Origin of the sequence: Leminorella grimontii ATCC 33999 = DSM 5078, assembly GCF_000439085.1 — a bacterium.
Lineage (GTDB): Bacteria > Pseudomonadota > Gammaproteobacteria > Enterobacterales > Enterobacteriaceae > Leminorella > Leminorella grimontii.
On record NZ_AUUA01000013.1, the window covers coordinates 62269 to 84062 of the forward strand.

The following is a 21794-nucleotide window of genomic DNA, read 5'->3' on the forward strand; positions in this document are numbered from 1 at the left end:
TTTCCAGCCAGATTTCCCGTCGGAGGGGTAATTGGACAAGATTGTTATAGATGAAGCGGTTAGCGAGCTGCGTACCGTTCAGGACATGCTGCGCTGGTCGGTCAGCCGCTTTAGCGAGGCCAGCGTGTATTACGGCCACGGTGCTAACAACCCTTGGGATGAAGCCGTACAGCTCGTGCTGCCTACGCTCTTTTTGCCGCCGAATTCTCCGCCTGAAGTCTACCTGTCTCGCCTCACGAAAAGCGAGCGCCAGCTGATTGTAGAGAGGGTAGTGCGTCGCGTCGAAGAGCGCCAGCCGGTGGCCTACCTGACCAACAGCGCCTGGTTTGCCGGGCACGAGTTTTACGTTGACGAACGCGTTCTTATTCCCCGTTCTCCCATCGGCGAGCTTATCGAGCAGCGCTTTACGTCGCTGCTGCCCCACGAACCTCGCGCCATTCTGGACATGTGTACCGGCAGCGGCTGTATCGCCATTGCCTGCGCTTACGCTTTCCCTGAAGCAGAGGTGGACGCGGTGGACATCTCCGCCGACGCGCTGGAAGTCACCGAATACAATATTCAGTCTCACCGCATGGAGCATCAGGTCACGCCGATGCGCTCTGACCTGTTTCGCGACATGCCGTCGATGATCTACGATCTTATCGTGACTAACCCGCCCTATGTGGACGCCGAAGATATGGCCGACATGCCGTCGGAGTACCATCATGAGCCCGAACTCGGGCTTGCGGCCGGGCACGATGGGCTCGATCTGGTTAAGCGCATTCTGGCCTGCGCGCCGGACTTCTTAAGCGACGACGGCGTGCTGATTTGCGAAGTAGGCAACAGCATGGTGCATCTGGATGAGGCCTATCCGGATATTCCGTTCACCTGGCTGGAGTTTGAGTTCGGCGGCGACGGCGTATTTATGTTGACCAGAGAGCAACTGCTGGCGTGCCGCGAGCACTTCAGCGCCTATCGTGATTAATTACCGTAATAAGAAAGACAATGCCTGAGGAACTACCATGGCCGGAAACAGTATTGGACAACTCTTTCGCGTGACGACATTCGGCGAATCTCACGGCGCTGCCCTTGGCTGTATCGTCGACGGCGTGCCGCCGGGGCTGGCGTTAACCGAGGCCGACCTGCAGCACGATCTGGATCGCCGCAGGCCGGGGACGTCTCGCTATACGACCCAGCGCCGAGAGCCCGACAGCGTACGCATTCTTTCCGGCGTGTTTGAGGGCGTTACCACCGGCACCAGCATCGGGCTGCTGATTGAAAATACCGATCAGCGCTCTCAGGACTACGGCGCCATTAAGGACCTGTTCCGCCCTGGGCATGCGGACTACACTTACCAGCAAAAGTACGGCGTTCGCGACTATCGCGGCGGCGGTCGCTCTTCAGCGCGGGAGACCGCCATGCGCGTAGCGGCGGGGGCGATTGCCAAGAAATACCTGCAGGAAACTCTGGGCGTTCGCATTCGCGGCTATTTGTCGCAGATGGGGCACGTTCAGTGCGAGCTGAAAGACTGGGAGCAGGTAGAGCAAAACCCGTTTTTTTGCCCGGACGTCGATAAAATTGAGGCGCTGGACGAGCTGATGCGCGAGCTGAAAAAGGCGGGGGACTCCATCGGCGCCAGCGTAACGGTCGTCGCCGACGGCATACCCGTCGGGCTGGGAGAACCGGTTTTTGACCGTCTGGACGCCGATCTAGCCCATGCGCTGATGAGCATCAACGCGGTGAAGGGCGTTGAAATCGGCGACGGTTTCGGCGTTATCGGCCAGCGAGGCAGCGAGCATCGAGACGAGATGACCCCGCAGGGCTTTTTGAGCAACCATGCCGGCGGTATTCTGGGCGGCATCAGCAGCGGCCAGCAAATCGCCGCTCGCATCGCCCTTAAGCCGACGTCGAGCATCATGGTTCCCGGCCGCACCATCAATATGCAGGGCGAAGCCGTAGAAATGGTTACTCGCGGGCGCCATGACCCCTGCGTCGGCATCCGCGCGGTGCCGATTGCCGAAGCCATGGCGGCCATCGTGTTGATGGATCACTTTTTGCGCCACCGCGCCCAGTGTGCGGACGTGACGACGGATATTCCTCGCTGGTAGTTAAGGACAGCAGAAAGACAAGTCATAAGGACAGATATAATGAAATATGGGTTTTGGGCCGCCGTAATACTGGCGGCAAGCGCCTTTTCTGCAACGGCAGCCACGCCGTGGCAAAAGGTGAAAGAGCCGGTTCCCGGCGCCCCTCAGGCGATCGGCGGCTTTTCTAACGGCTGCATTATTGGCGCGCAGCCTCTGCCGCTTAAGGGCGACGGCTATCAGGTTATGCGTACCGACAAGCGCCGCTACTTTGGTCACCCCGACCTGTTGAACTTTATCGATCGCCTGACGCAGAAGTCTCAGGCGCAAGGGCTGGGCGTGGTGCTGATTGGCGATATGGGCATGCCCGCCGGTGGCCGTTTTGCTACCGGCCATGCCAGCCACCAGAGCGGATTGGACGTTGATATTTGGCTTCAGCTTCCGACGGAGCGCTGGAGCAATGCGCAGCTGAAAAGCCCCAAAGCGATAGACTTGGTTTCCGGCGACGGCAAGAGCGTGGTTGAAAGCCTGTGGTCGCCGCAGGTGGGCGAGCTTATCAAGCTTGCCGCCAGCGACAGAGAGGTTACGCGCCTCTTCGTACATCCGGCCATCAAGCAGAAGCTGTGCCAGACGGCCGGCACCGATCGCACCTGGCTTAGAAAGGTGCGTCCGTGGTTTGGCCATCGCGCCCATATGCACGTTCGCCTGCGCTGCCCGGCCGATAGCCGGGAGTGCGAAGAGCAGGCGCCGGTACCCGCAGGGGACGGCTGTGGCGCAGAGTTGACCAGCTGGCTGGAGGCGCCGGCCAAGCTGCCTAACGCGAAGCCGAAGCCGCCGGTTATCCCCGAGCCGCCCGCTTCCTGTAAGGCGTTAATTGTGAACAACTTTAAGGCAAAATAGGTTATGGAGTGGTTTCCGCTCGGCGCAGAGGTTTACGTTATCCTGTTTTTCGTTGCGATGATTGCAGGGTTTGTCGACTCTATTGCGGGCGGCGGCGGGCTTATTGGCCTGCCGGCGCTGCTGTCGGTGGGGCTTCCTCCCGCGCAGGCGCTGGCAACCAATAAGCTGCAGTCTATCGGCGGATCGTTTTCCGCCAGTCTCTATTTCATTCGCCAAAGGGCGGTGGACCTAAAGGGGCAGCGTTGGACTATCCTGTTAACCTTTATTGGCGCCATGATTGGCGCCATTTTGATTCAGCATATCCAGGCTGATATTTTGCGGGCCGTGTTGCCGATACTGGTGATCGCTATCGGCCTCTATTTTCTGTTTTGCCCTAAAGTGGGTGAGTTTGAACGCAGGCAGCGCCTGACCACATGGCCGTTTGCCTTTATCGCCGGCTTTTGCGTCGGCTTCTATGACGGCTTTTTCGGCCCCGGTTCGGGGTCGTTTTTCGCACTGGCCTATGTCACTCTGTTGGGTTTTACTCTGACGCGAGCGACGGCGCACGCCAAGGTGCTGAACTTCACTTCCAACTTGGCTTCGCTGCTGTTTTTTATTCTTGGCGGCAAGGTTATCTGGAGCATAGGGCTGGTCATGCTGTGCGGCCAGGTCATCGGGGCCCGCACCGGCGCCAAGATGGTGTTGAGCAAGGGGCAGAAGCTGATTCGACCCATGCTTATCGCCGTGTCGTTTGTGATGAGCGTTAAGCTTATTTACGACAGCCACGGCGCTGAAATTCAGCGTTGGCTGAGTCAATTTTTTAGTTAATCCGCATTGAAATAATAACAAAATGGACGTAAATCACCGTGACGTTGAAGCATAATCCTCAGGATCTCGTCGAGCTGTTCGACAGGACGTTTAAAGCACAGTACCAAACCGAGTTGGTAAACGACGGCGACGAGCCGATTTATCTGCCGGCGGACGAGAATTCTCCCTATCACCGCATCATATTCGCTCACGGCTTTTACGCCAGCGCGTTTCATGAAATCTCCCACTGGTGTATCGCGGGGGAAGAGCGGCGCAAGCTGGTGGACTACGGCTATTGGTACTGCCCGGACGGCCGCAGCGCCGAAAAGCAGGCCGAGTTTGAAGTCGTTGAAATTAAGCCGCAGGCGCTGGACTGGCTGTTTTGCGTTGCGTCAGGCTACCCGTTCAACGTCAGCTGCGACAATCTAGACGGTAACTTCGATCCTGACCGCGTCGCCTTCGCGCGCAAGGTTCAGGCTCAGGTGGTAGATTATTTGGCTAATGGCAATATTCCCGAACGCGCGGCCCGCTTTATTGACGCGCTGCGGGCGTTTTATAACACGAAGCCGCTGACGGCGGACGACTTCCCCTATCCGGAATACCCGGCGGGGTGGCAATAATAGCCTGTTGACTTGAGGTACTGCATGATTTCACAGCTCGAGCAGCGCATTCTGGCGCTGATTGATGAAAACGTTGAGCACGCCAGCGACGATGAACTGTTTGCCGGCGGCTATTTGCGCGGCCACGTCACTCTGGCCGCCGCGCAGGCGGAAGCTCAGGGTAAGGCTTCGCTTGAAGCATATTCTGAACTGATTGAGCAGAGCCTGGACAGCGCCATTGCGGCAGGAGAACTGTCTCCACCGGACAGGGCGCTGGTGTTTGAAACGTGGAACGCCTTGAAGGCGCGCGTTGCCTGACGTTCTTCAATTAACGGCCCTCGCGGGCCGTTGTCGTTTATTCCACGCGGCTACCCTGATATTGCCGTCCCTTTTAGCAGCTTACGCACCCACAGTCGGTTAGGATTTAGCGCCGAGGCGAGATCCGCCGACAGAGGCAGCGGTTCGCCGAAAATCTGGCTGGCCAGCGTCTCGGCCATCAGCGGTGCGGAGCAAAGCCCGCGCGAGCCAAGCCCTCCCAACATGTAGAGCCCTCGCCATACGGGAGCCGCATTGACGTCTTCTTTACGCCTGATTTTTTCATGCAGATTTTGGTAATCGTTCAGGAGGCGCTCCGTATCGGGCACGGCGCCGACCATCGGCAGGTGATCGCGCACTGCGCTTCGTACGCCGCAGCGGGCGAGCCCGGCGCTCACGTCAACGCGCGTGGGCCATTCGACATTCGGCAGGCAGCGGATCAGGCGCTGGCGGTTTTCCTGCTGTTCTTCTTCGCGGTAGTCCGTGTTTTGCTCATCGCGCCTATAGCTGGCGCCGATGCAGTGGAATCGGCCCTCTGCGTCGACCGGCGTCATGTAGCCGTCATAGCAGATAACCTGCTGAAGGCGGCGAAGTTCGTTTGAGGTGGGGATCTGACTGACCTGGCCGCGAACCGGGGTGAGCGCAAGCGAGGCGGTTTGGTTAAAATCGGGCAGGCGGTGGCCGTTGGCCAGGATGACCGTTTTGTGGCGCACGACGTCGCCGTTTTCAAACCTGAGTTTCCAGCCGTCGCCGGACTGGGTTAATGACGTTAGGCGGCGTTGATAATGGGCGCTCATTCCTCTTTTTTGCGCTTCTTCGATTGCCCGTTGAGTCAGCCTGCGGGGCGACAGCCACCCGCCCTGCGGATAGTGAATGCCGCCGCAGCCCGTTGGCAGCCCGCACAGGGCTTCCGCCTCTTCCTGCGTCACCGCGCGGGCAAGCTCAGGAAGCGGAGCCGAAGCCAGCATGTTAGCGACCTTTTGCCTGCTTTTTTCGTCATAGCCAAGCTGGGTTACGCCGCACCACTGGTGTTCGAAGTCAATGCCCTGAAGTAAAAGCGCATCGTAGCGCCGCCGGGCGAAGATAAAAGCGTGAGTAAAAACGTCGCTCAACGCGCTGGCCTGTTTAGCCAGCAGCGGATATAGCGCCCCCTGAGCGTTGCCGGAAGCGTTCTGAGCGGGCTCGTCATCCGCGCAGTAGAGCGTGACTAGCGCTCCACGACGCAGCAGCGCCAGGGCGGCCATAGCGGAAGCGATGCCGCCTCCGATAATGGCGACGTCGTCAGAGCCTTCAGCCTTGGGTGTCCGGTACCAGGGGCGCTCGTCGCGCAGAGGAACCGGCAATTCGCTGCGGCGAATGCCGACCAGCATTTCCCGCTTTTGGCCAAATCCTTTGATGCGGGAAACGTCAAATCCCGCCTGCTGTAACCCGCGGCGTACGAAGCCGGCTGCGGTAAATGTAGCGAAAGTGCCCGACGGCGCGGCCATGCGCACCATGCTGTCAAACAGCAGCGGCGTCCACATTTGTGGATTTTTTGAGGGCGCAAAGCCGTCGAGAAACCAGGCGTCGACCTGTTCCTGTACGCCGTCGCCCAGCGTCGGCAAAACTTCGTTAACGTCGCCGAACCAAAGGTCGAGCGTCACTCGTTCGTCGTCTAACAGCAGGCGATGGCAGCCGGGCAGAGCAGGGGGCCAGGCGCGCTGTAGCTCTTTACAAAGTTCGAAGTACTGCGGCCAGGCGCGGTGTACCTCTTCTAAATCCCTCAGGCTTAAGGGGAACTTTTCAAAGCTGATAAAGTGCAATGCGGCGAGCGGTGCGTCCGGATTCGTATCGCGAAACTGTCGAAAGGCCTGCCACAGCGTAAGAAAGTTTAGCCCGGTGCCAAAGCCGGTTTCTGCGACAGTAAAGCGCCGTGCGCTATGTTTGGCAAAACGTTCAGGCAGGCCGTTGCCGGTTAAGAAAACGTAGTGGGTTTCCTCGGGGCCATCCTGATTGGAAAAGTAGACGTCGTCAAACGCTCGGGATACAGGTGTACCCTGTTCATTCCATTCAAGAGATGCGTGTTTTATAGGGGGAGCGTTCACGTTAAAAGACCGTTTTTCAAGTACTGACGAGCGTTTAATGATGACTGACTTACACAGAAATTAACACAATTAATCGGATCATTTTGCTGATCGGACTTGTTCAGCTTACATCTGTAAGCTAATCTGTTAGCCAAACTCCGTTATATGATAAAAAGTAGAAAGAGGTCATTGATGAAACGTGCAGTTATCACCGGTTTAGGTGTTATATCTAGTATCGGTAATAATAAAGAGGAAGTTCTGGCATCTCTGGAGCTAGGGCGTTCCGGTATTACCCATGCTCAGGAACTGCAAGACGCAGGCATGCGTAGCCACGTCTGGGGTAATGTTAAACTGGATGCGGCAGGCTTAATTGACCGGAAGATCGTTCGCTTCATGAGCGATGCTTCCATTTATGCCTACCTTTCTATGCAGGAAGCAATTAAAGATTCCGGCCTGGCGGACGATCAGGTGTCTAACGAGCGTACTGGCCTGGTGGTCGGCTCCGGCGGCGGTTCTCCGCGCAGCCAGGTCGCCGGCGCTGACGGCATGCGTTCGCGCGGCATCCGCGGCGTGGGGCCTTATATGGTGACCAAGGCGATGGCCTCAGGGGTTTCCGCCTGTCTCGCGACGCCTTTCAAGATCCGCGGCGTTAACTACTCCATCAGCTCAGCCTGTGCAACGTCAGCTCACTGTATCGGCCACGCCGTTGAGCTGATTCAGCTCGGCAAGCAGGACGTTGTTTTTGCCGGCGGCGGCGAAGAGATGTGCTGGGAGCTGGCCTGTGAGTTTGACGCCATGGGCGCGCTGTCCACCAAATATAACGAGACGCCGGAAAAAGCGTCCCGTACCTATGACGAAGACCGCGACGGCTTCGTTATTTCCGGCGGCGGCGGCATGGTTGTCGTTGAAGAACTGGAGCACGCGCTGGCGCGCGGCGCTCATATCTATGCTGAAATCGTCGGCTACGGCGCAACGTCTGACGGCGCCGACATGGTTGCTCCGTCCGGCGAGGGCGCTGTTCGCTGCATGAAGATGGCGATGCAGGACGTTGATACGCCTATCGATTACCTGAACGTTCACGGCACCTCAACGCCGGTTGGCGACGTGAAGGAGCTGGGCGCTATTCGCGAAGTGTTTGGCGACAAGACCCCGGCGATTTCTTCCACCAAAGCGATGACCGGCCACGCGCTGGGTGCAGCGGGCGTTCATGAAGCCATCTACTCTCTTCTGATGTTGGAACACGGCTTTATCGCGCCGAGCATCAACATTGAAAAGTTGGATCCCGAAGCTCAGGGGATGAACATCATAACCAAGATGATTCGCCAAGAGTTGACCACCGTGATGTCCAACAGCTTCGGCTTCGGCGGCACTAACGCGACGCTGGTTATGCGTAAGTATCGCTAATCATATGTAAAAGCGTTTAGAACGTTATACGGGCCCCGACCTCTTTGGTTGGGGCTTTTTATTTGGTGAGAGCGAGCCTTCCGACTGCTGTCTCGGTTCTAGCTGAATAACTTCGATAAAATTTCCCGTTTGAACATGAGTTTTTATCAAAAGGTTGCTTTATTTTTCCAATATTAAATGGCGGCAGAGAATAGCGCGGAAATATCACTTTCTTTAGCCTGATTTATAGGATGTTAGGCTCATTTTTTATTTTTATAAAAGAGAGGATGTTTGAAGTAGGCCCTATTTTATCGCTACCGCTATGTTAGCATTGACGGGTATTAGTATCATTTTGTTATTTCCTTTTCTATTTATTTTATAAAGGGCCTTCATGATGCGTAAATTAACCTTAGTCGTTGGTGCTATATCGTTAGCATGCAGTTTGAACGCTTCTGCTTTAAGCCAGCCGGATACGGCGCTATATCCGGGAGTAGATATAGCGCAGATATCTCATCAGGCGCCGGTCCATTGGGTTTCCGTCGAGCAAATTAAAATGAGCCTGGAAGGCAAGCCTGCTATGGCGGTTGGCTTTGATATCGACGACACGGTTTTGTTTTCTTCGCCGGGTTTCTTTCGAGGCCAGCAGCAGTTTTCTCCTCATTCATCGGAATTTCTAAATAATATGGAGTTTTGGGAAAAGATGAACGGCGAATGGGATAAGTTCAGTATTCCAAAAGAATCGGGTCGAGCTTTAATCTCCATGCATTTAGAACGAGGTGACGCTATTTATTTTATTACCGCGCGCCCGCAAACCAAGAATGAAATCGTAACGCAAGTTCTGCAAGAAGACTTTAATATACCCGCAGACAAAATGAATAAGGTTATCTTCGTCGGCGAAAAAGAAGGGGTGAATTTAAAAGTTCCCGCCATGAAGGAGAAAAAAATTAAGGTCTACTATGGCGACTCCAATGGCGATATTACAGGCGCAAGAGAAGCCGGCGCCAGAGGGATCCGAGTGCTGCGTCCTGATAATGGAACGAACAGTCCTTTGCCAAAAGCGGGAATATTTGGTGAAGAGGTGCTTGTAAACTCCAACCGCTAGGCTGCATCAACTTTCCGATACCGGCGACGTTCGCCGGTATTTTTCTCTTCTGGGGTAAAACCCGTTCCTTTAATCGGGTATCATACGGCCTGTTTCTTATTTATTAGGCCCGCCGAGCACGGATAGCGCAGCGGCGGCTGAGTGTATCTATGTCCCTGAAGATGAAAAAATCGCCGGTGTTAGTACCGGTGCTGCTATTGCTTATCGCTATGCTCTCTATTCAAAGCGGAGCATCTCTTGCTAAAACGCTTTTCCCCATTATCGGCGCGCAGGGAATGACGGCGCTGCGCCTGTGCCTGGGAACGATAATCCTGATGGTGTTTTTACGGCCGTGGCGTAAAAGCGCGACCCGCACGCCCGCTCCCGGTGCGCGCGGCTGGCTGGTGGCCTATGGGCTTTCTCTGGGGGGAATGAACCTGCTGTTTTATATGGCGCTGCAGACCGTACCTTTGGGAATTGCCGTTGCGCTGGAGTTTATCGGCCCGCTGAGCGTAGCAATGTTTTCATCTCGCCGAGTCGTTGACTTCCTCTGGATTGCGCTGGTGATTGCGGGCTTGGCGCTGCTGCTGCCCCTGCGGGATTCCGTCGACGGCGTAGATCCGGTCGGCGCTGGCTACGCGTTGGGCGCCGGCGTCTTTTGGGCGCTGTACATTATTTTCGGCCAGAGGGCCGGAGAGAACTACGGTACGCGCTCTGTCGCCTTTGGCGCAATGGTTGCTACGGTCATCGCGCTCCCTATCGGCGTCATGCACGCCGGCAGCGATCTGTTCTCTTTGTCGATTCTTCCCGCCGCGATTGGCGTGGCCATTCTGTCTACGGCGCTGCCTTATTCTCTGGAGATGGTTGCGCTCACCCGCCTGCCGGCCCAAACGTTTGGTACGTTGACCAGTCTGGAGCCCGCCATGGGGGCGCTGTCGGGGCTGATATTCCTCAATGAAACCCTGTCTCTCCTTCAGTGGTCCGGGCTTTTGGCTATTATCGTTGCTTCGATGGGGGCGTCGTTGACCATTCGGCCAAAGGGGAAGGTAAAGCCGGTGAAGAAGGAAGAACCGCTTGAGTCTTAAATATGAAACGCCGCAGCTGCGGCGTTTTTCTTTTTGATTGCTTTGATATTAACTACATAGATTCCAGCTGCCGCTGAAACTCGCTCAGGTCGCCGATGTGTTGCCGTACCCATTCCGGGTTGTAGTAAGTGTCCAGATAGCGTTCGCCGCTGTCGCAAAGCAGGGTGACGATAGAGCCCTGTTCACCGCGCTCTTTCATTCGCTTTGCCATCTGTAGCGCGCCCCAGACGTTGGTGCCGGTGGAGGCGCCGGTTTTACGGCCAAGGATTTTTTCAAGCCAGAGAACGGTCTCGATGCTGGCGGCGTCCGGCACGTGGAGCATTTCATCAATGACCTCTGGAATAAACGACGGCTCTACGCGCGGGCGACCAATGCCCTCAATCCGGCTACAGGCTTCTCCCGGCGCACGATCGCCGGTTTGGTAGTAACGATAAAACACGGAGTTTTCCGGATCGACCACCACCAGTTTAGTGTCGTGCCCCTGATAGCGGATGTATCGACCGAGGGTGGCCGAGGTGCCGCCGGTTCCTGCGCTCATCACTATATAGTCCGGGGTTGCATGAGGCTCTTTTTGCATTTGACGGAAAATGCTGTCGGCAATGTTATTGTTGCCGCGCCAGTCGGTTGCACGCTCGGCATAGGTGAACTGATCCATATAATGGCCGTTGAGGGACCGGGCCAGCTCTTCTGACGCAGGATAGATTTCCGACGGGTGCTTCACAAAGTGGCAGCGGCCGCCGTAAAACTCGATGAGTTCGATTTTCTTTCTGGCGGTGCTGGCGGGCATGACGGCTATAAAAGGTAAACCGAGCAGGCGGGCAAAGTAGGCTTCAGACACGGCGGTGCTGCCCGACGACGCTTCAATAATCGTCGTGCCTCGCTTAATCCATCCGTTGGACAAACCGTATAAAAACAAAGAGCGCGCCAGGCGGTGCTTCAGGCTGCCCGTCGGATGAGTGCTTTCATCCTTAAGATAGATATTGATGCCGGGAAACTGCGGCAGGCAGAGGCGAATAAGGTGCGTATCCGCCGAGCGCTGGAAGTCCGCTTCGATTTCACTGATGGCCTGTTTGACCCATGAGCGCGTCATACTTTTCCCCTATACTATATTAAGTTTCAGGCGGTGAGAGAGCCTGTAGATAGCGTAGCCAGATCGGGGGAAAATGTTATTGCTATTTATCCTTCGATGTCGCTAAATGAGAGAAATTTTTTCTCTTTGGTGCCGAAATGCTAGATAAAATTGATAGAAAGCTGCTGGAGATGCTGCAACGAGACTGCACGCTGTCTCTTCAGGCGTTGGCCGATAAGGTGAATCTGACCTCAACGCCCTGCTGGAAGCGGTTAAAGCGCCTGGAAGACGAAGGTTTTATCCGTCATCGAGTCGCCCTGTTGGATGCCGAGAAGCTGGGCGTTGGGCTGACGGCGTTTGTTTTGATAAAGACCCAGCACCACAGCAGCGAGTGGTACCAAACCTTCGTTGATCGGGTCAGCGATATGCCGGAAGTCATGGCGTTTTACCGCATGGCCGGCGAGTACGATTACCTGATGCGGGTGCAGATAGCCGACATGAAGAGCTACGATCGCTTCTATAAGCGTCTGGTTAACAGCGTTAGCGGGCTAAGCGACGTGACGTCAAGCTTCGCTATGGAAGAGATTAAGTTTACTACCTGCCTGCCGATGGATGAGTCTAAATGAGAAATTGTTTCATTTAGATGTGATAAAAGTGGTATCCTTGCCGGCTTTACTAGTCTGAAAATTCTATCCAATGGCCTAGGCCATCAGTATCGTCCAGCAAATAAATACAGCGAATACAACAAATACCGTGAAACTGTTTTCCCAATTGCGTTGGTTTTTCGTTCAGGAATGGAAACGCTATGTTGGCGCCGTAGCGCTGCTGACGCTGATAGCCATGCTTCAATTGCTGCCGCCAAGGCTGGTAGGCATCGTCGTTGACGGCATAACGCATCGGGAAATGGGCGTTGGTACGTTGCTGATGTGGGTTGGCGCGATTATTTTCACGGCGATAGTCATTTATCTGCTGCGCTACGTGTGGCGTATCTTGCTGTTCGGCGCTTCTTATCTGCTGGCCGTCAGGCTTAGGCGGCAGCTTTACCAGCAGCTTTGCCGCCAGTATCCCGATTTTTACCTTCGCCATCGCACCGGAGACCTGATCGCCCGCGCGACGAACGACGTCGACAGAGTGGTGTTTGCGGCCGGAGAGGGCGTACTGACGCTGGTTGATTCGCTGGTGATGGGATGCGCAGTGCTGGTGGTGATGAGCAGCCAGATCAGCTGGCAGCTGACGCTGTTCTCCCTGCTGCCGATGCCGATTATGGCGATATTTATCAAGCGCTACGGCGAGGAGCTACACCAGCGCTTTCGCGCGGCTCAGGCGGCGTTTTCTTCCCTTAATGATAAGACTCAGGAAAGCCTGACCAGCATTCGCATGATTAAGGCCTTCGGGCTGGAAGAGTATCAGTCCAGCGCGTTTGCCGACGTGGCGGCCGATGCTGGGCAAAAGAATATGCGGGTTGCTCGAATTGACGCCCGTTTCGACCCCACCATTTATCTGGCTGTGGCCTGCGCCAACATGCTGGCGGTCGGCGGCGGCAGCTGGATGGTCATTCATAACCATATGACGCTCGGTCAGCTAACCAGCTTTATGATGTATCTGGGGCTGATGATTTGGCCGATGCTGGCGCTGGCGTGGATGTTTAACATCGTTGAACGCGGCAGTGCCGCCTATGGCCGGGTCGCCGCACTGCTGCAGGAGCCTCCGGGCGTGAGCGACGGAGAGCGGTCTCTGCCAAACGGCCGGGGAACGCTGGCGTTGGACGTACGCCGCTTTTCTTATTCCGGCTCGGAGCGCATCGCGCTGGAAGACGTCAGGGTGCGGTTGGAGCCTGGAAAAACGCTCGGCCTGTGCGGCCCGATCGGCTCCGGAAAAAGTACGCTGTTGGCCCTCATCCAGCGGCAGTTTGACGTTACCGACGGCGAAATTGCTTTTCACGATATACCTCTGAATCAGGTCAAGCTTGCGCAATGGCAGGCCAGGCTGTCCGTTGTCAGCCAGACGCCGTTTCTGTTTTCTGCAAGCGTAGCGGAAAACATTGCGCTCGGCAGGCCGGATGCGACTCAGGAAGAGATTGAGCACGCCGCTGCGTTAGCCTGCGTGCATGAAGACATACTCAATTTCCCTCAAGGCTATGAAACCGAGGTTGGAGAACGGGGCGTGATGCTGTCCGGCGGGCAGAAGCAGCGTATTGCCATCGCCCGCGCCCTGTTAATCGACAGCGAAATACTGATCCTGGACGACGCGCTGTCCGCCGTGGACGGGCGTACGGAATATCAGATTCTGCAAAACTTGCGCCAGTGGGGGCAGGAGCGAACGCTTATCATCAGCGCTCATCGCCTGTCCGGGCTGGTGAATGCCGGAGAAATCCTCGTTTTACAGGACGGAGTCGTTGCGCAGCGGGGAACTCACGCAGCGCTTATCGAGCAAGAGGGCTGGTATCGCAACATGTATCGCTATCAGCAGATGGAGGCCGCGCTGGATGAGTAACGTAGCGCCAACGCCGCGTCCGCCGTTTCGCCATATATGGCCGACATTAAAACGCCTGCTTTCCTACGGTTTGCCCTATAAGCGCCCTCTGTCGCTGGCAGCGCTGCTGCTGTGGCTGGCCGCTGGCGCAGAGGTATGCGGCCCGGCGCTGATTAGTTACTTTATCGACGATATGGTGGCAAAAAACCAGATGCCGATGGACAAGGTCGCTTTGCTAGCGGCGGCGTTTTTGCTGTTACAGGTTCTGGCTGCAACCCTACGCTACAATCAGGCCCTGTTGTTTAACCGCGCAGCGGTAGGCGTGGTGCAAAGCGTTCGCAGCGACGTAATGGCCGCTGCATTAAAACAGCCGCTTTCGGTGTTTGACACTCAGCCGGTCGGGCAGCTTATTTCCCGCGTGACCAACGATACGGAAGTGATTAAAGATCTCTACGTGACGGTAGTCGCCACGCTTCTTCGCAGCGCGGCGTTGATAAGCGCGATGCTGATTGCGATGTTTAGCCTGAGCTGGCGGATGGCGCTTATCGCCATGATTATTTTCCCCGTAGTTCTAGTTTTGATGCTCCTTTACCAGCGCTTCAGCACGCCGGTTATCCGTCAGGTAAGAAGCCTGCTGGCCGACATCAACAACGGTTTTAACGAAGCCATTAGCGGAATGACGGTGTTGCAGCAGTTTGGGCAGCAAAAGCGCTTTGGTGAACGGCTGGAAGAGGTTAATCAGGCTCACTATCGCATGCGGCTGAAATCGCTCAGGCTTGAGAGCCTGTTGTTGCGCCCGCTGCTGAGCCTGATATCTGCGACCATATTGAGCGGGCTGCTGTTGACGTTTGGGTTAAGCCCAGAGGGCAGCATTGGCGTCGGCGTGCTTTATGCCTTTATCAACTACCTTTCTCGTCTGAATGAGCCGCTAATTGAGCTGGCCTCTCAGCAGGCCATGTTGCAGCAGGCCGTGGTGGCCGGCGAGCGCATCTTTGAGCTGATGGACGGCGAACGGCAGCGTTATGGTGATGACGACAGGCCGCTGTCCTCCGGCGAAATTGCTGTTTGTGGCCTGAACTTTGCCTATAATGCGGAAAAGCCAGTGCTTAAAGACGTTAACCTGTCTATTCCTTCTCGCCACTTTGTGGCGCTGGTAGGGCATACCGGCAGCGGAAAAAGCACGCTGGCCCACCTGCTGATGGGGTATTACCCTATATCCGAGGGGATGATTAAGCTTGACGGCAGACCGCTTGCGAGCCTGAGCCACCGCACGCTTCGCGACGGTGTGGCGATGGTGCAGCAGGACCCGATCGTGCTGGCCGATACGGTTTACGCCAACGTAGCGCTGGGGCGGGAGGTCAGCGAGTCTCGCGTGTGGGAGGTATTGGAACTGGCGCAGCTGGGCGATTTAGTGAGAAAGCTGCCTCAGGGGCTCAATACGGTATTAGGCGAGCAGGGCAACAATCTTTCCGTAGGCCAAAAGCAGCTGCTGGCTTTGGCCAGAGTACTGATAAAAACGCCGCAGGTGCTGATCCTGGATGAAGCGACGGCCAATATCGACTCGGGGACCGAGCGGGCCATTCATCGTGCGCTGAACGCGATTAGGCATCGCACGACGCTGGTCGTTATTGCCCACAGGCTTTCTACCATCGTCGACGCCGACAGCATCGTGGTGCTAAATCGCGGTGAAGTGGTTGAATCCGGTACTCACGCCCAGCTGTTGGAAAATAAGGGACGTTATTATCAAATGCACCAGCTGCAGCTGGCGGCAACGGCGCTGGATGAGCCGGCCTTTACGGCGTGAGAGAACGAGATAACTGCACGTTTTCAATGCCTTTTCTATACAAGTTAAAAAATAAATTATCGACAAAGTATAATCGTTGTTACAATTTGAGTGTTTTATGAGCAACGCTTTTTCTTTTATTTTCAAATAATAACTAAAGGCAGAGGCGCGTCAGGTTATGCCAACGATCGTTTTTAAGTACCGCTACGACGTAAATGATTTCGTTATTCATTGAATTTTATTATTTTTTATTCCTCAATAAACGCAGTCTTTATCTTACAAATTATTTACATCGAAATTACTTTATTTTGACCCTCTCTGACAGTCCGAGCGCTATTCTCTATTCCAGATTTAACGAAAACGTATGTGGCGCTAAATCAGACGTTAGCGCGGGAGAAATCCCGCGTCGCAAACAAAACATATTCCCTTGAGGATAAATCCATGAAAAAGCTGTTACCGTTAGCCGTTGCTTCACTGTTCGTTCTGTCCAGTTCCGTCTTCGCTGCGGAAACCGCCACCGCTCCGGCCGCTGAAGGCCAGCAAGCGGCCCAGCACAAGACGGCAGATAAAACCAAGCAGCATAAAAAACACGCCAAGAAAAAAGCCGAAGCTCAAAAACCTGCCCAGCAGGAAGCACAGCAGCCCGCCGCGAAGTAGTTCGCGAATGGGCGTCTAAGCCCTATGCGTTTCTAGCGTCCTGAACAAAACCCGGCCTCTGTCGCCGGGTTTTTTACGTGCACAGTTTCGGTGCCTGTACGAAAAACAACGCACGCCGTTGGCGCATTGTTCTTGCCTTACCGCGGTCATTCAAAAAATAAAACGTTCCCCTCCGTGATTGTTTGATTAATAAACACAAAAGTTATCAATTTGTTATATGTTCGGCATTCTCCTTTCTGTCTTTGCCAACGTTAGCGCTCTCCTATGCTGGCACGCAAATTGCTCATCTCCTTATGACGGGCGAGATTCCGTCGGGAGGTGGTTTCTTAATTTAGGGGGAGAGAGCGATGAAACTGGTAACCGTCATTATAAAACCCTTCAAGCTGGAGGACGTCAGGGAGGCGCTATCGTCTATCGGCATTCAAGGGTTAACCGTCACTGAAGTTAAGGGATTTGGCCGTCAGAAAGGCCATGCGGAGCTTTACCGCGGCGCGGAGTACAGCGTCAACTTTCTACCAAAAGTAAAGATTGATATTGCGATGACGGACGAGCAGGTGGATAACGCCATCGCCGCCATTACTGAAGCAGCCTATACGGGCAAGATCGGCGATGGGAAAATTTTTGTAACCGAACTACAGCGGGTAGTACGCATTCGCACCGGCGAAACGGACGAAGGCGCGTTGTGATATCGGTCCGTCAGCATCATTTTGGAAGGGGAGAAGGCAATGAAACGATATTTATCCCGTACTGCGGTCGGCCTCTTGATTCTGCTGCCCGGCGTTGCGGCGGCGCAAACCGCAGCAGATAAGGCGGATAACGCCTTTATGATGATAAGCACCGCAATGGTGCTGTTTATGAGCATTCCCGGCATTGCGCTGTTTTACGGCGGTCTGCTGCGGGCGAAAAACGTACTTTCTTTGCTGACCCAGGTCATTGCGACCTTCTCTTTAGTCAGCGTTTTGTGGGTGGTTTACGGCTACAGCCTGGCCTTTGGCGAAGGCAACGACATTATTGGCAACCTGAGCGGCGTGATGCTTAAGGACGTTCAGCTTACTGACGTCACCGGAACCTTTTATAAGCTTATTCACGTGGCGTTTCAGGGCTCATTTGCCTGTATCACCGTGGGGCTTATCGTCGGGGGATTCGCCGAGCGGATCCGATTTTCGGCGGTGCTGCTTTTTGTCCTGATTTGGTTCACGCTGGCTTACGTACCGATGGCGCACATGGTGTGGGGCGGCGGCTACCTGTTTAAATTAGGGGCCATTGACTTTGCGGGCGGCACGGTGGTGCACATCAACGCAGCCATTGCGGCGCTGGTAGGCGCTTACATGCTGGGTAAACGCAAGGGTATCGGCCGCGAGGCGTTTAAGCCGCACAGCCTGCCGATGGTGTTTGTCGGCACGGCCATCCTCTACATCGGCTGGTTCGGCTTTAACGCCGGCTCCGCTAGCAGCGCCAACGAAATCGCCGCTTTGGCCTTTATCAACACCGTGATTGCGACGGCAGGCGCAGTGCTGGGTTGGCTCGGGGCCGAGTGGGCTCTGCGCGGTAAGCCCTCACTTCTGGGCGCCTGCTCGGGCTGCATTGCAGGACTGGTAGCTATCACCCCCGCTGCCGGGTCCGTCGGCATCGGCGGCGCGCTGGTACTGGGCGTCGTAGCCGGGATTGCCGGACTTTGGGGCGTCGTGGTGCTTAAGTCCTGGCTTAAGGCCGACGACACCTGTGATGTATTCGGCGTACACGGCGTCTGCGGGATCGTTGGCTGCATCGGTACGGGCATTCTGACGTCGGCGGCGCTGGGCGGAACGGGCTATGCCGAGGGCGTGACGATGCTTAAACAGGTTGGCGTGCAGGCGGCAAGCGTGGTGGTGTGCCTGCTGTGGTCGGGCATCGTGGCTCTCGTAGCCTATAAGGTGGCCGACATCTGTTTGGGGCTGCGGGTTTCGGAAGAGACGGAACGGGAGGGGCTGGACATCAACAGCCACGGAGAAAGCGCTTACAACCCGTAACGTATTTCGGACTTTCCCCATGGCCCCGAGCATCTTGCCCGGGGTCATTTTTATATTTAACGCAATGCGGGAGGATTTACTCGAATTCGTCTTCCTGATGGAGGCGGATTACCCCTTCCTGCGCGGTAGAGGCGACCAGCAGGCCCTGACGGGTAAAGAACTGCCCGCGAACGAAGCCGCGCGCGCCGCTGGCCGAAGGGCTGTCGACGGCGTAAAGCAGCCAGTCGTCAAAGCGGAACGGACGGTGGAACCAGATAGAGTGATCGATAGTGGCTACTTGCATACCCGGCTGGAACAGCGCCGCGCCGTGAGGTTGAAGCGCGGTTAGCAGAAAGTGAAAGTCGGAGGCGTAGCCCAACAGGTATTTATGAACGCCCGGGTCGTCCGGCATCGCGCCGTTAGCCTTAAACCACGCGTATCTGACCGGCTTGTCGATTTCTGCTTTGTGCAGCGGGTAAAACTTCACCGGCCGGATTTCAATCGGCATCTCCTGGCAGAACGGGCTATTAAGCCCCCCCGGCAGCAGGTGGGCCATCTTCCTGGCGATTTCCGTCTCGGAAATAAGCGATTCCGGCGTCGGTACGTCTGGCATAGGGAAAGCCTGATGGTCAAAGCCAGACTCGCTGCTTTGAAAAGAGGCCGTCATATAAAACAGGTTTTGCTCATTTTGATAGGCGCTTACTCGGCGGGTACTGAAGCTGTTGCCGTCGCGAATGATTTCAACCTCGTAGTCAACGGGCTGATTGCCGTCGCCGGGGCGCAGAAAATAGCAGTGGCAGGAGTGAGTGCGCCTGTCGGGCGGAATGGTCTGCTTGGCGGCGGAGAGGGCCTGCCCGATAACCTGACCGCCAAACAGCTGCTTTAGGCCAAGATTCTGGCTCCGACCGCGAAACCGCGTTTCGCCTATTTTTTCCAAATGCAGCAGTGTCAGTAGATTCTGTAAAACGTCACTCATTGAGGCCTAATCCCGTGTAATGCTAAATCGCGTCGATTTTTAGTATAACAATCCAGACGTTAAGTCTAGCGCGATTTATCTTCGTCAGGGAATGCTATCGTGGATTGAAAACCAACGCTTCAGTGTTTAATGATGGTTTAGCCTGCTTAATTGAATAAAAAAATCATTTTCTGACGTTAGTTTAGACGGGTTAACTGAAATTTTACGTTTTTTACGCTATAGTTAAGGCTGTAACCTGATGTAACAAGGAGATTGATATGCATTTTTTAAAGGTGTTAAGCGGTGCGGCATTGGCCGTAGCCTTGGTGGGCTGTAGCGCGGGAGACCAGACGTCCAAAAGTCAGGATCCGCAGGTTTCCGGCTCTGTCGCCTATCGCGAACGCATGGCGCTGCCGGCGGATGCGAACGTAACCGTTTCGCTTGTCGATATTTCCCTTGCAGATGCGCCGGCAAAGGTTATTTCTACGGTTACCTTCCCCGCGAAAGGTAAGCAGGTGCCGTTTAACTTCTCTCTTCCCTATAAGCCAGAGCAGGTAACAGGGGCGCAGAGAGTTTCTCTGTTCGCGACGATTTCCGTAGACGGTAAGCTGCTTTATACCTCAACGGAGGTCAATGAAGTGTTGACCAACGGCAATCCCGCCCAGCGCGACGTAGTGCTGGAACGCGTTCAGCCTTAATCCTCTGAACGACGTACGGCGCGGCTGCGGAGCTTAGGGCTCCGTCAGCCAGCCGTATTTTTTGAAGCTAACGCGTCCGCTTTGGCTAAACAGTATTCCCTCCGCCAGCAGCGCGTCCCGCTGACGAATATAGTCCGGCCCGGTAAGCGAAATTTTCCCCTGAGAGTTAATCACCCTAAACCACGGCAGCCTGCTGTCTTTAGGTAGCCGACTCAGCAACGTGCCGACGTGGCGCGCATAGCCAGGAAAGCCCGCCAGGCGTGCGATGCTGCCGTAAGTAGTGACTTTTCCTTCCGGAATAGAGGCGACGACGGTATAAACCTGGACGGGAAACGAAGGCTCGTCAAACTCCATGCTGGGAGTTCCTTATGCGCGCTAATGAATAGCGGCTATTCTGACGCTCTTGGGGCATTTGGGCAAGAAAGCGGCGCTTGCGCGGCGGCGGCTTGCAATTACGGCCTGCATGCCGGATAATGCCATCCGCTCCGGTTCTCCGGGGCCGTCAATGGGGGCTCTGTTGGTTCTCCCGCAACGCTAACCTGTGAACTCGGTCAGGTCCGGAAGGAAGCAGCCGCAGCAGGCGTCGCGTGTGCCGGGATGTAGCTGGCAGGGCCCCCACCCATTTTGACCTTCGGCTCGCGGTTTATCCCATAAGCCCCAGATAGCCGTGGATCCCCATATATACCCCAACGATGCCAATCAGCGCGCTTGAAAAATAGGGCGCCCGGCGGGCAATCGTATTAAAGCCGCTCCAGCGCTTTGCCGCCTGCCTTACGCTAACGGCGGCGCCAACGCCGACGGCAACCAGCGTAATCGCAAGCCCGATGCTGAATGACACCACGAGGGTAGCCCCCAGCGTTAACGCCTTAATCTGAATACAGATAAGCAGGATCGTCACGGCGGCCGGGCAGGGGATAAGCCCACCCGTCAGGCCAAACAGCAGGATTTGCCCGTTGGTGACCTGCGTGCCGGTAAAGCGCCGCTTGATGTCGTTGGCGTGGGCCCGTTCGTGCGCGTCCTGATACTCTTTGGTGCCGACTTCCAGCCCTTGAAGCTCATGGTGATGATGTTCGTGGAAATCAGTTCGGTATTCGGTGATATTGCCATCGCGCTTTATTTTAAGCGAAACGGAAAACGCATGAGGCTCAGGGATCTCCTCTACTGATTCAAGAAAATCGTCTTTTTGAATAAAGCGGTAGCTTTCTTCACAACCGTCTTCGCGCCACAGCGTAAGCTTAATTTCACTCGCTGCGCTTTTTGCTTCGCCGCTCTGGTGGATTCTGAAGTGCGGGGGCTGCGACAGCTCAAAAATAGACAGTTCGAGTTGACCTCGGTCCGTTTCTATAATTTTTGATTCATCATGCTCATGCTCATGCTCATGCTCATGCTCATGCTCATGCTCATGCTCATGCTCATGCTCATGCTCATGCTCATGCTCATGCTCAGCGGCGGCATACCAGGCCCTCTCCCCGCGCCAGGTGCGCCAGAACATCCACCCTGCGGTACCCAGAATAACAACGGCGGACAGCATCTGAAGCCAGGGCTCAACGGACTGCGCGGTAAACTTCTGGCTCACGTACATGCCGCCGAAGGCGATCAGCCAAACGATCGCCGTATGGGACAGCGTGGCGGCAAGGCCTAACATAACGGCCTGTTTGACGGTGCCTTTAACGGCGATAATAAACGCCGCCATCATCGTTTTGGAGTGGCCCGGTTCAAGGCCGTGCAGCGCGCCGAGCAGGATGGCGCTGGGGATAAAAAACCAGGCGTTTCCCTGCTGTAGCAGGGTGGTAAAGTCGCTCATGATTGCGCATCGGAAAGTGTATTGTTGTCGAATTATACTCCCCTGGGGTATATAAATACTACCCCCTAGTATACCGAGGTGATATAACAGTAC

Annotated in this window: 21 protein-coding genes and 1 other RNA gene; 17 read left to right on the forward strand and 5 right to left on the reverse strand. The window is 55.5% G+C overall.

Annotated elements, in window-relative coordinates:
- The first annotated feature begins 31 nt into the window (after positions 1–31).
- From prmB to G544_RS0114125, 6 genes are read left to right on the forward strand one after another with little or no spacing between them, the layout of a single operon-like run.
- Positions 32–964 (forward strand): 50S ribosomal protein L3 N(5)-glutamine methyltransferase, encoded by a 933-nt coding sequence (gene prmB / locus G544_RS0114100; RefSeq protein WP_027275196.1) that lies wholly within the window; start codon positions 32–34, stop codon positions 962–964.
- A 37-nt stretch (positions 965–1001) separates the two neighbouring features.
- On the forward strand, positions 1002–2087 hold the full coding sequence (aroC, locus tag G544_RS0114105) for a chorismate synthase (protein WP_027275197.1): 1086 nt from the start codon (positions 1002–1004) through the stop codon (positions 2085–2087).
- Positions 2088–2126: 39 nt separating this feature from the next.
- Positions 2127–2963, forward strand: coding sequence for a penicillin-insensitive murein endopeptidase (mepA, locus tag G544_RS0114110; protein ID WP_027275198.1), 837 nt, complete (start codon positions 2127–2129; stop codon positions 2961–2963).
- A 3-nt stretch (positions 2964–2966) separates the two neighbouring features.
- Positions 2967–3770, forward strand: a complete 804-nt coding sequence (locus tag G544_RS0114115) for a TSUP family transporter (protein ID WP_027275199.1) — start codon at positions 2967–2969, stop codon at positions 3768–3770.
- 44 nt (positions 3771–3814) lie between these two features.
- Positions 3815–4369 carry an elongation factor P hydroxylase gene (locus G544_RS0114120; RefSeq protein WP_373876158.1) on the forward strand — a complete coding sequence of 185 codons (555 nt, stop codon included), beginning with the start codon at positions 3815–3817 and terminating at the stop codon, positions 4367–4369.
- A 24-nt stretch (positions 4370–4393) separates the two neighbouring features.
- Positions 4394–4666, forward strand: coding sequence for a YfcL family protein (locus tag G544_RS0114125; RefSeq protein WP_027275201.1), 273 nt, complete (start codon positions 4394–4396; stop codon positions 4664–4666).
- A 50-nt stretch (positions 4667–4716) separates the two neighbouring features.
- Here G544_RS0114125 and mnmC read toward each other — a convergent pair whose 3' ends face one another.
- Positions 4717–6747 carry a bifunctional tRNA (5-methylaminomethyl-2-thiouridine)(34)-methyltransferase MnmC2/FAD-dependent 5-carboxymethylaminomethyl-2-thiouridine(34) oxidoreductase MnmC1 gene (gene mnmC / locus G544_RS0114130; protein ID WP_027275202.1) on the reverse strand — a complete coding sequence of 677 codons (2031 nt, stop codon included), beginning with the start codon at positions 6745–6747 and terminating at the stop codon, positions 4717–4719.
- 171 nt (positions 6748–6918) lie between these two features.
- Between mnmC and fabB the strand changes: the two genes are divergently transcribed.
- The 3 genes from fabB (at position 6919) to rhtA (ending at position 10275) form a co-directional block, all read left to right on the forward strand.
- Positions 6919–8130 carry a beta-ketoacyl-ACP synthase I gene (fabB, locus tag G544_RS0114135; protein WP_027275203.1) on the forward strand — a complete coding sequence of 404 codons (1212 nt, stop codon included), beginning with the start codon at positions 6919–6921 and terminating at the stop codon, positions 8128–8130.
- 373 nt (positions 8131–8503) lie between these two features.
- Positions 8504–9211, forward strand: coding sequence for an acid phosphatase AphA (gene aphA, locus G544_RS0114140; protein WP_027275204.1), 708 nt, complete (start codon positions 8504–8506; stop codon positions 9209–9211).
- A gap of 149 nt (positions 9212–9360) precedes the next feature.
- Positions 9361–10275: a threonine/homoserine exporter RhtA gene (gene rhtA, locus G544_RS0114145; RefSeq protein ID WP_027275205.1), complete on the forward strand. Its 915-nt coding sequence runs from the start codon at positions 9361–9363 to the stop codon at positions 10273–10275.
- Between the two features lie 52 nt (positions 10276–10327).
- Here rhtA and G544_RS0114150 read toward each other — a convergent pair whose 3' ends face one another.
- Positions 10328–11365 (reverse strand): PLP-dependent cysteine synthase family protein, encoded by a 1038-nt coding sequence (locus G544_RS0114150; RefSeq protein ID WP_027275206.1) that lies wholly within the window; start codon positions 11363–11365, stop codon positions 10328–10330.
- Positions 11366–11502: 137 nt separating this feature from the next.
- Between G544_RS0114150 and G544_RS0114155 the strand changes: the two genes are divergently transcribed.
- The 6 genes from G544_RS0114155 (at position 11503) to amtB (ending at position 18265) form a co-directional block, all read left to right on the forward strand.
- Entirely contained in the window at positions 11503–11970 is a 468-nt protein-coding gene (locus tag G544_RS0114155) for an Lrp/AsnC family transcriptional regulator (protein ID WP_027275207.1), read from the forward strand.
- 127 nt (positions 11971–12097) lie between these two features.
- On the forward strand, positions 12098–13837 hold the full coding sequence (locus tag G544_RS0114160; RefSeq protein WP_027275208.1) for a SmdA family multidrug ABC transporter permease/ATP-binding protein: 1740 nt from the start codon (positions 12098–12100) through the stop codon (positions 13835–13837).
- Entirely contained in the window at positions 13830–15620 is a 1791-nt protein-coding gene (locus G544_RS0114165) for a SmdB family multidrug efflux ABC transporter permease/ATP-binding protein (RefSeq protein WP_051155770.1), read from the forward strand. The genes G544_RS0114160 and G544_RS0114165 overlap by 8 nt, the downstream gene beginning before the upstream one ends.
- A 420-nt stretch (positions 15621–16040) precedes the next feature.
- Entirely contained in the window at positions 16041–16256 is a 216-nt protein-coding gene (locus tag G544_RS0114170) for a hypothetical protein (RefSeq protein WP_027275210.1), read from the forward strand.
- Between the two features lie 347 nt (positions 16257–16603).
- Entirely contained in the window at positions 16604–16942 is a 339-nt protein-coding gene (gene glnK / locus G544_RS0114175; protein WP_027275211.1) for a P-II family nitrogen regulator, read from the forward strand.
- A 39-nt stretch (positions 16943–16981) separates the two neighbouring features.
- Positions 16982–18265, forward strand: a complete 1284-nt coding sequence (gene amtB / locus G544_RS0114180) for an ammonium transporter AmtB (RefSeq protein ID WP_027275212.1) — start codon at positions 16982–16984, stop codon at positions 18263–18265.
- A 76-nt stretch (positions 18266–18341) separates the two neighbouring features.
- Here the strand turns inward: amtB and tesB are convergent, their stop codons facing one another.
- The gene (gene tesB / locus G544_RS0114185) at positions 18342–19220 is read right to left on the reverse strand and encodes an acyl-CoA thioesterase II (RefSeq protein WP_027275213.1); all 879 of its coding nucleotides are present in this window, start codon (positions 19218–19220) and stop codon (positions 18342–18344) included.
- A gap of 257 nt (positions 19221–19477) precedes the next feature.
- On the opposite strand from tesB, the gene G544_RS0114190 reads away from it, so the two are divergent.
- Complete coding sequence (locus G544_RS0114190; RefSeq protein ID WP_027275214.1) at positions 19478–19897, forward strand: YbaY family lipoprotein; 420 nt, start codon at positions 19478–19480, stop codon at positions 19895–19897.
- A gap of 33 nt (positions 19898–19930) precedes the next feature.
- Here G544_RS0114190 and G544_RS0114195 read toward each other — a convergent pair whose 3' ends face one another.
- Positions 19931–20251 carry an MGMT family protein gene (locus G544_RS0114195; RefSeq protein WP_027275215.1) on the reverse strand — a complete coding sequence of 107 codons (321 nt, stop codon included), beginning with the start codon at positions 20249–20251 and terminating at the stop codon, positions 19931–19933.
- A 161-nt stretch (positions 20252–20412) separates the two neighbouring features.
- On the opposite strand from G544_RS0114195, the gene ffs reads away from it, so the two are divergent.
- Positions 20413–20509: signal recognition particle sRNA small type (gene ffs, locus G544_RS21785), an RNA gene on the forward strand.
- 31 nt (positions 20510–20540) lie between these two features.
- Here ffs and G544_RS0114200 read toward each other — a convergent pair.
- Complete coding sequence (locus G544_RS0114200) at positions 20541–21701, reverse strand: nickel/cobalt efflux protein RcnA (RefSeq protein WP_027275216.1); 1161 nt, start codon at positions 21699–21701, stop codon at positions 20541–20543.
- Between the last annotated feature and the right edge of the window lie 93 nt (positions 21702–21794).

Coding starts and splice junctions, on each gene's coding strand:
- aroC (WP_027275197.1), top strand. CDS start 1,002: ATGGCCGGAAACAGTATTGGACAACTCTTTCGCGTGACGACATTCGGC.
- mepA (WP_027275198.1), top strand. CDS start 2,127: ATGAAATATGGGTTTTGGGCCGCCGTAATACTGGCGGCAAGCGCCTTT.
- G544_RS0114115 (WP_027275199.1), top strand. CDS start 2,967: ATGGAGTGGTTTCCGCTCGGCGCAGAGGTTTACGTTATCCTGTTTTTC.
- G544_RS0114125 (WP_027275201.1), top strand. CDS start 4,394: ATGATTTCACAGCTCGAGCAGCGCATTCTGGCGCTGATTGATGAAAAC.
- fabB (WP_027275203.1), top strand. CDS start 6,919: ATGAAACGTGCAGTTATCACCGGTTTAGGTGTTATATCTAGTATCGGT.
- aphA (WP_027275204.1), top strand. CDS start 8,504: ATGCGTAAATTAACCTTAGTCGTTGGTGCTATATCGTTAGCATGCAGT.
- rhtA (WP_027275205.1), top strand. CDS start 9,361: ATGTCCCTGAAGATGAAAAAATCGCCGGTGTTAGTACCGGTGCTGCTA.
- G544_RS0114150 (WP_027275206.1), bottom strand. CDS start 11,365: ATGACGCGCTCATGGGTCAAACAGGCCATCAGTGAAATCGAAGCGGAC.
- G544_RS0114155 (WP_027275207.1), top strand. CDS start 11,503: ATGCTAGATAAAATTGATAGAAAGCTGCTGGAGATGCTGCAACGAGAC.
- G544_RS0114165 (WP_051155770.1), top strand. CDS start 13,830: ATGAGTAACGTAGCGCCAACGCCGCGTCCGCCGTTTCGCCATATATGG.
- G544_RS0114170 (WP_027275210.1), top strand. CDS start 16,041: ATGAAAAAGCTGTTACCGTTAGCCGTTGCTTCACTGTTCGTTCTGTCC.
- glnK (WP_027275211.1), top strand. CDS start 16,604: ATGAAACTGGTAACCGTCATTATAAAACCCTTCAAGCTGGAGGACGTC.
- amtB (WP_027275212.1), top strand. CDS start 16,982: ATGAAACGATATTTATCCCGTACTGCGGTCGGCCTCTTGATTCTGCTG.
- tesB (WP_027275213.1), bottom strand. CDS start 19,220: ATGAGTGACGTTTTACAGAATCTACTGACACTGCTGCATTTGGAAAAA.
- G544_RS0114190 (WP_027275214.1), top strand. CDS start 19,478: ATGCATTTTTTAAAGGTGTTAAGCGGTGCGGCATTGGCCGTAGCCTTG.
- G544_RS0114195 (WP_027275215.1), bottom strand. CDS start 20,251: ATGGAGTTTGACGAGCCTTCGTTTCCCGTCCAGGTTTATACCGTCGTC.
- G544_RS0114200 (WP_027275216.1), bottom strand. CDS start 21,701: ATGAGCGACTTTACCACCCTGCTACAGCAGGGAAACGCCTGGTTTTTT.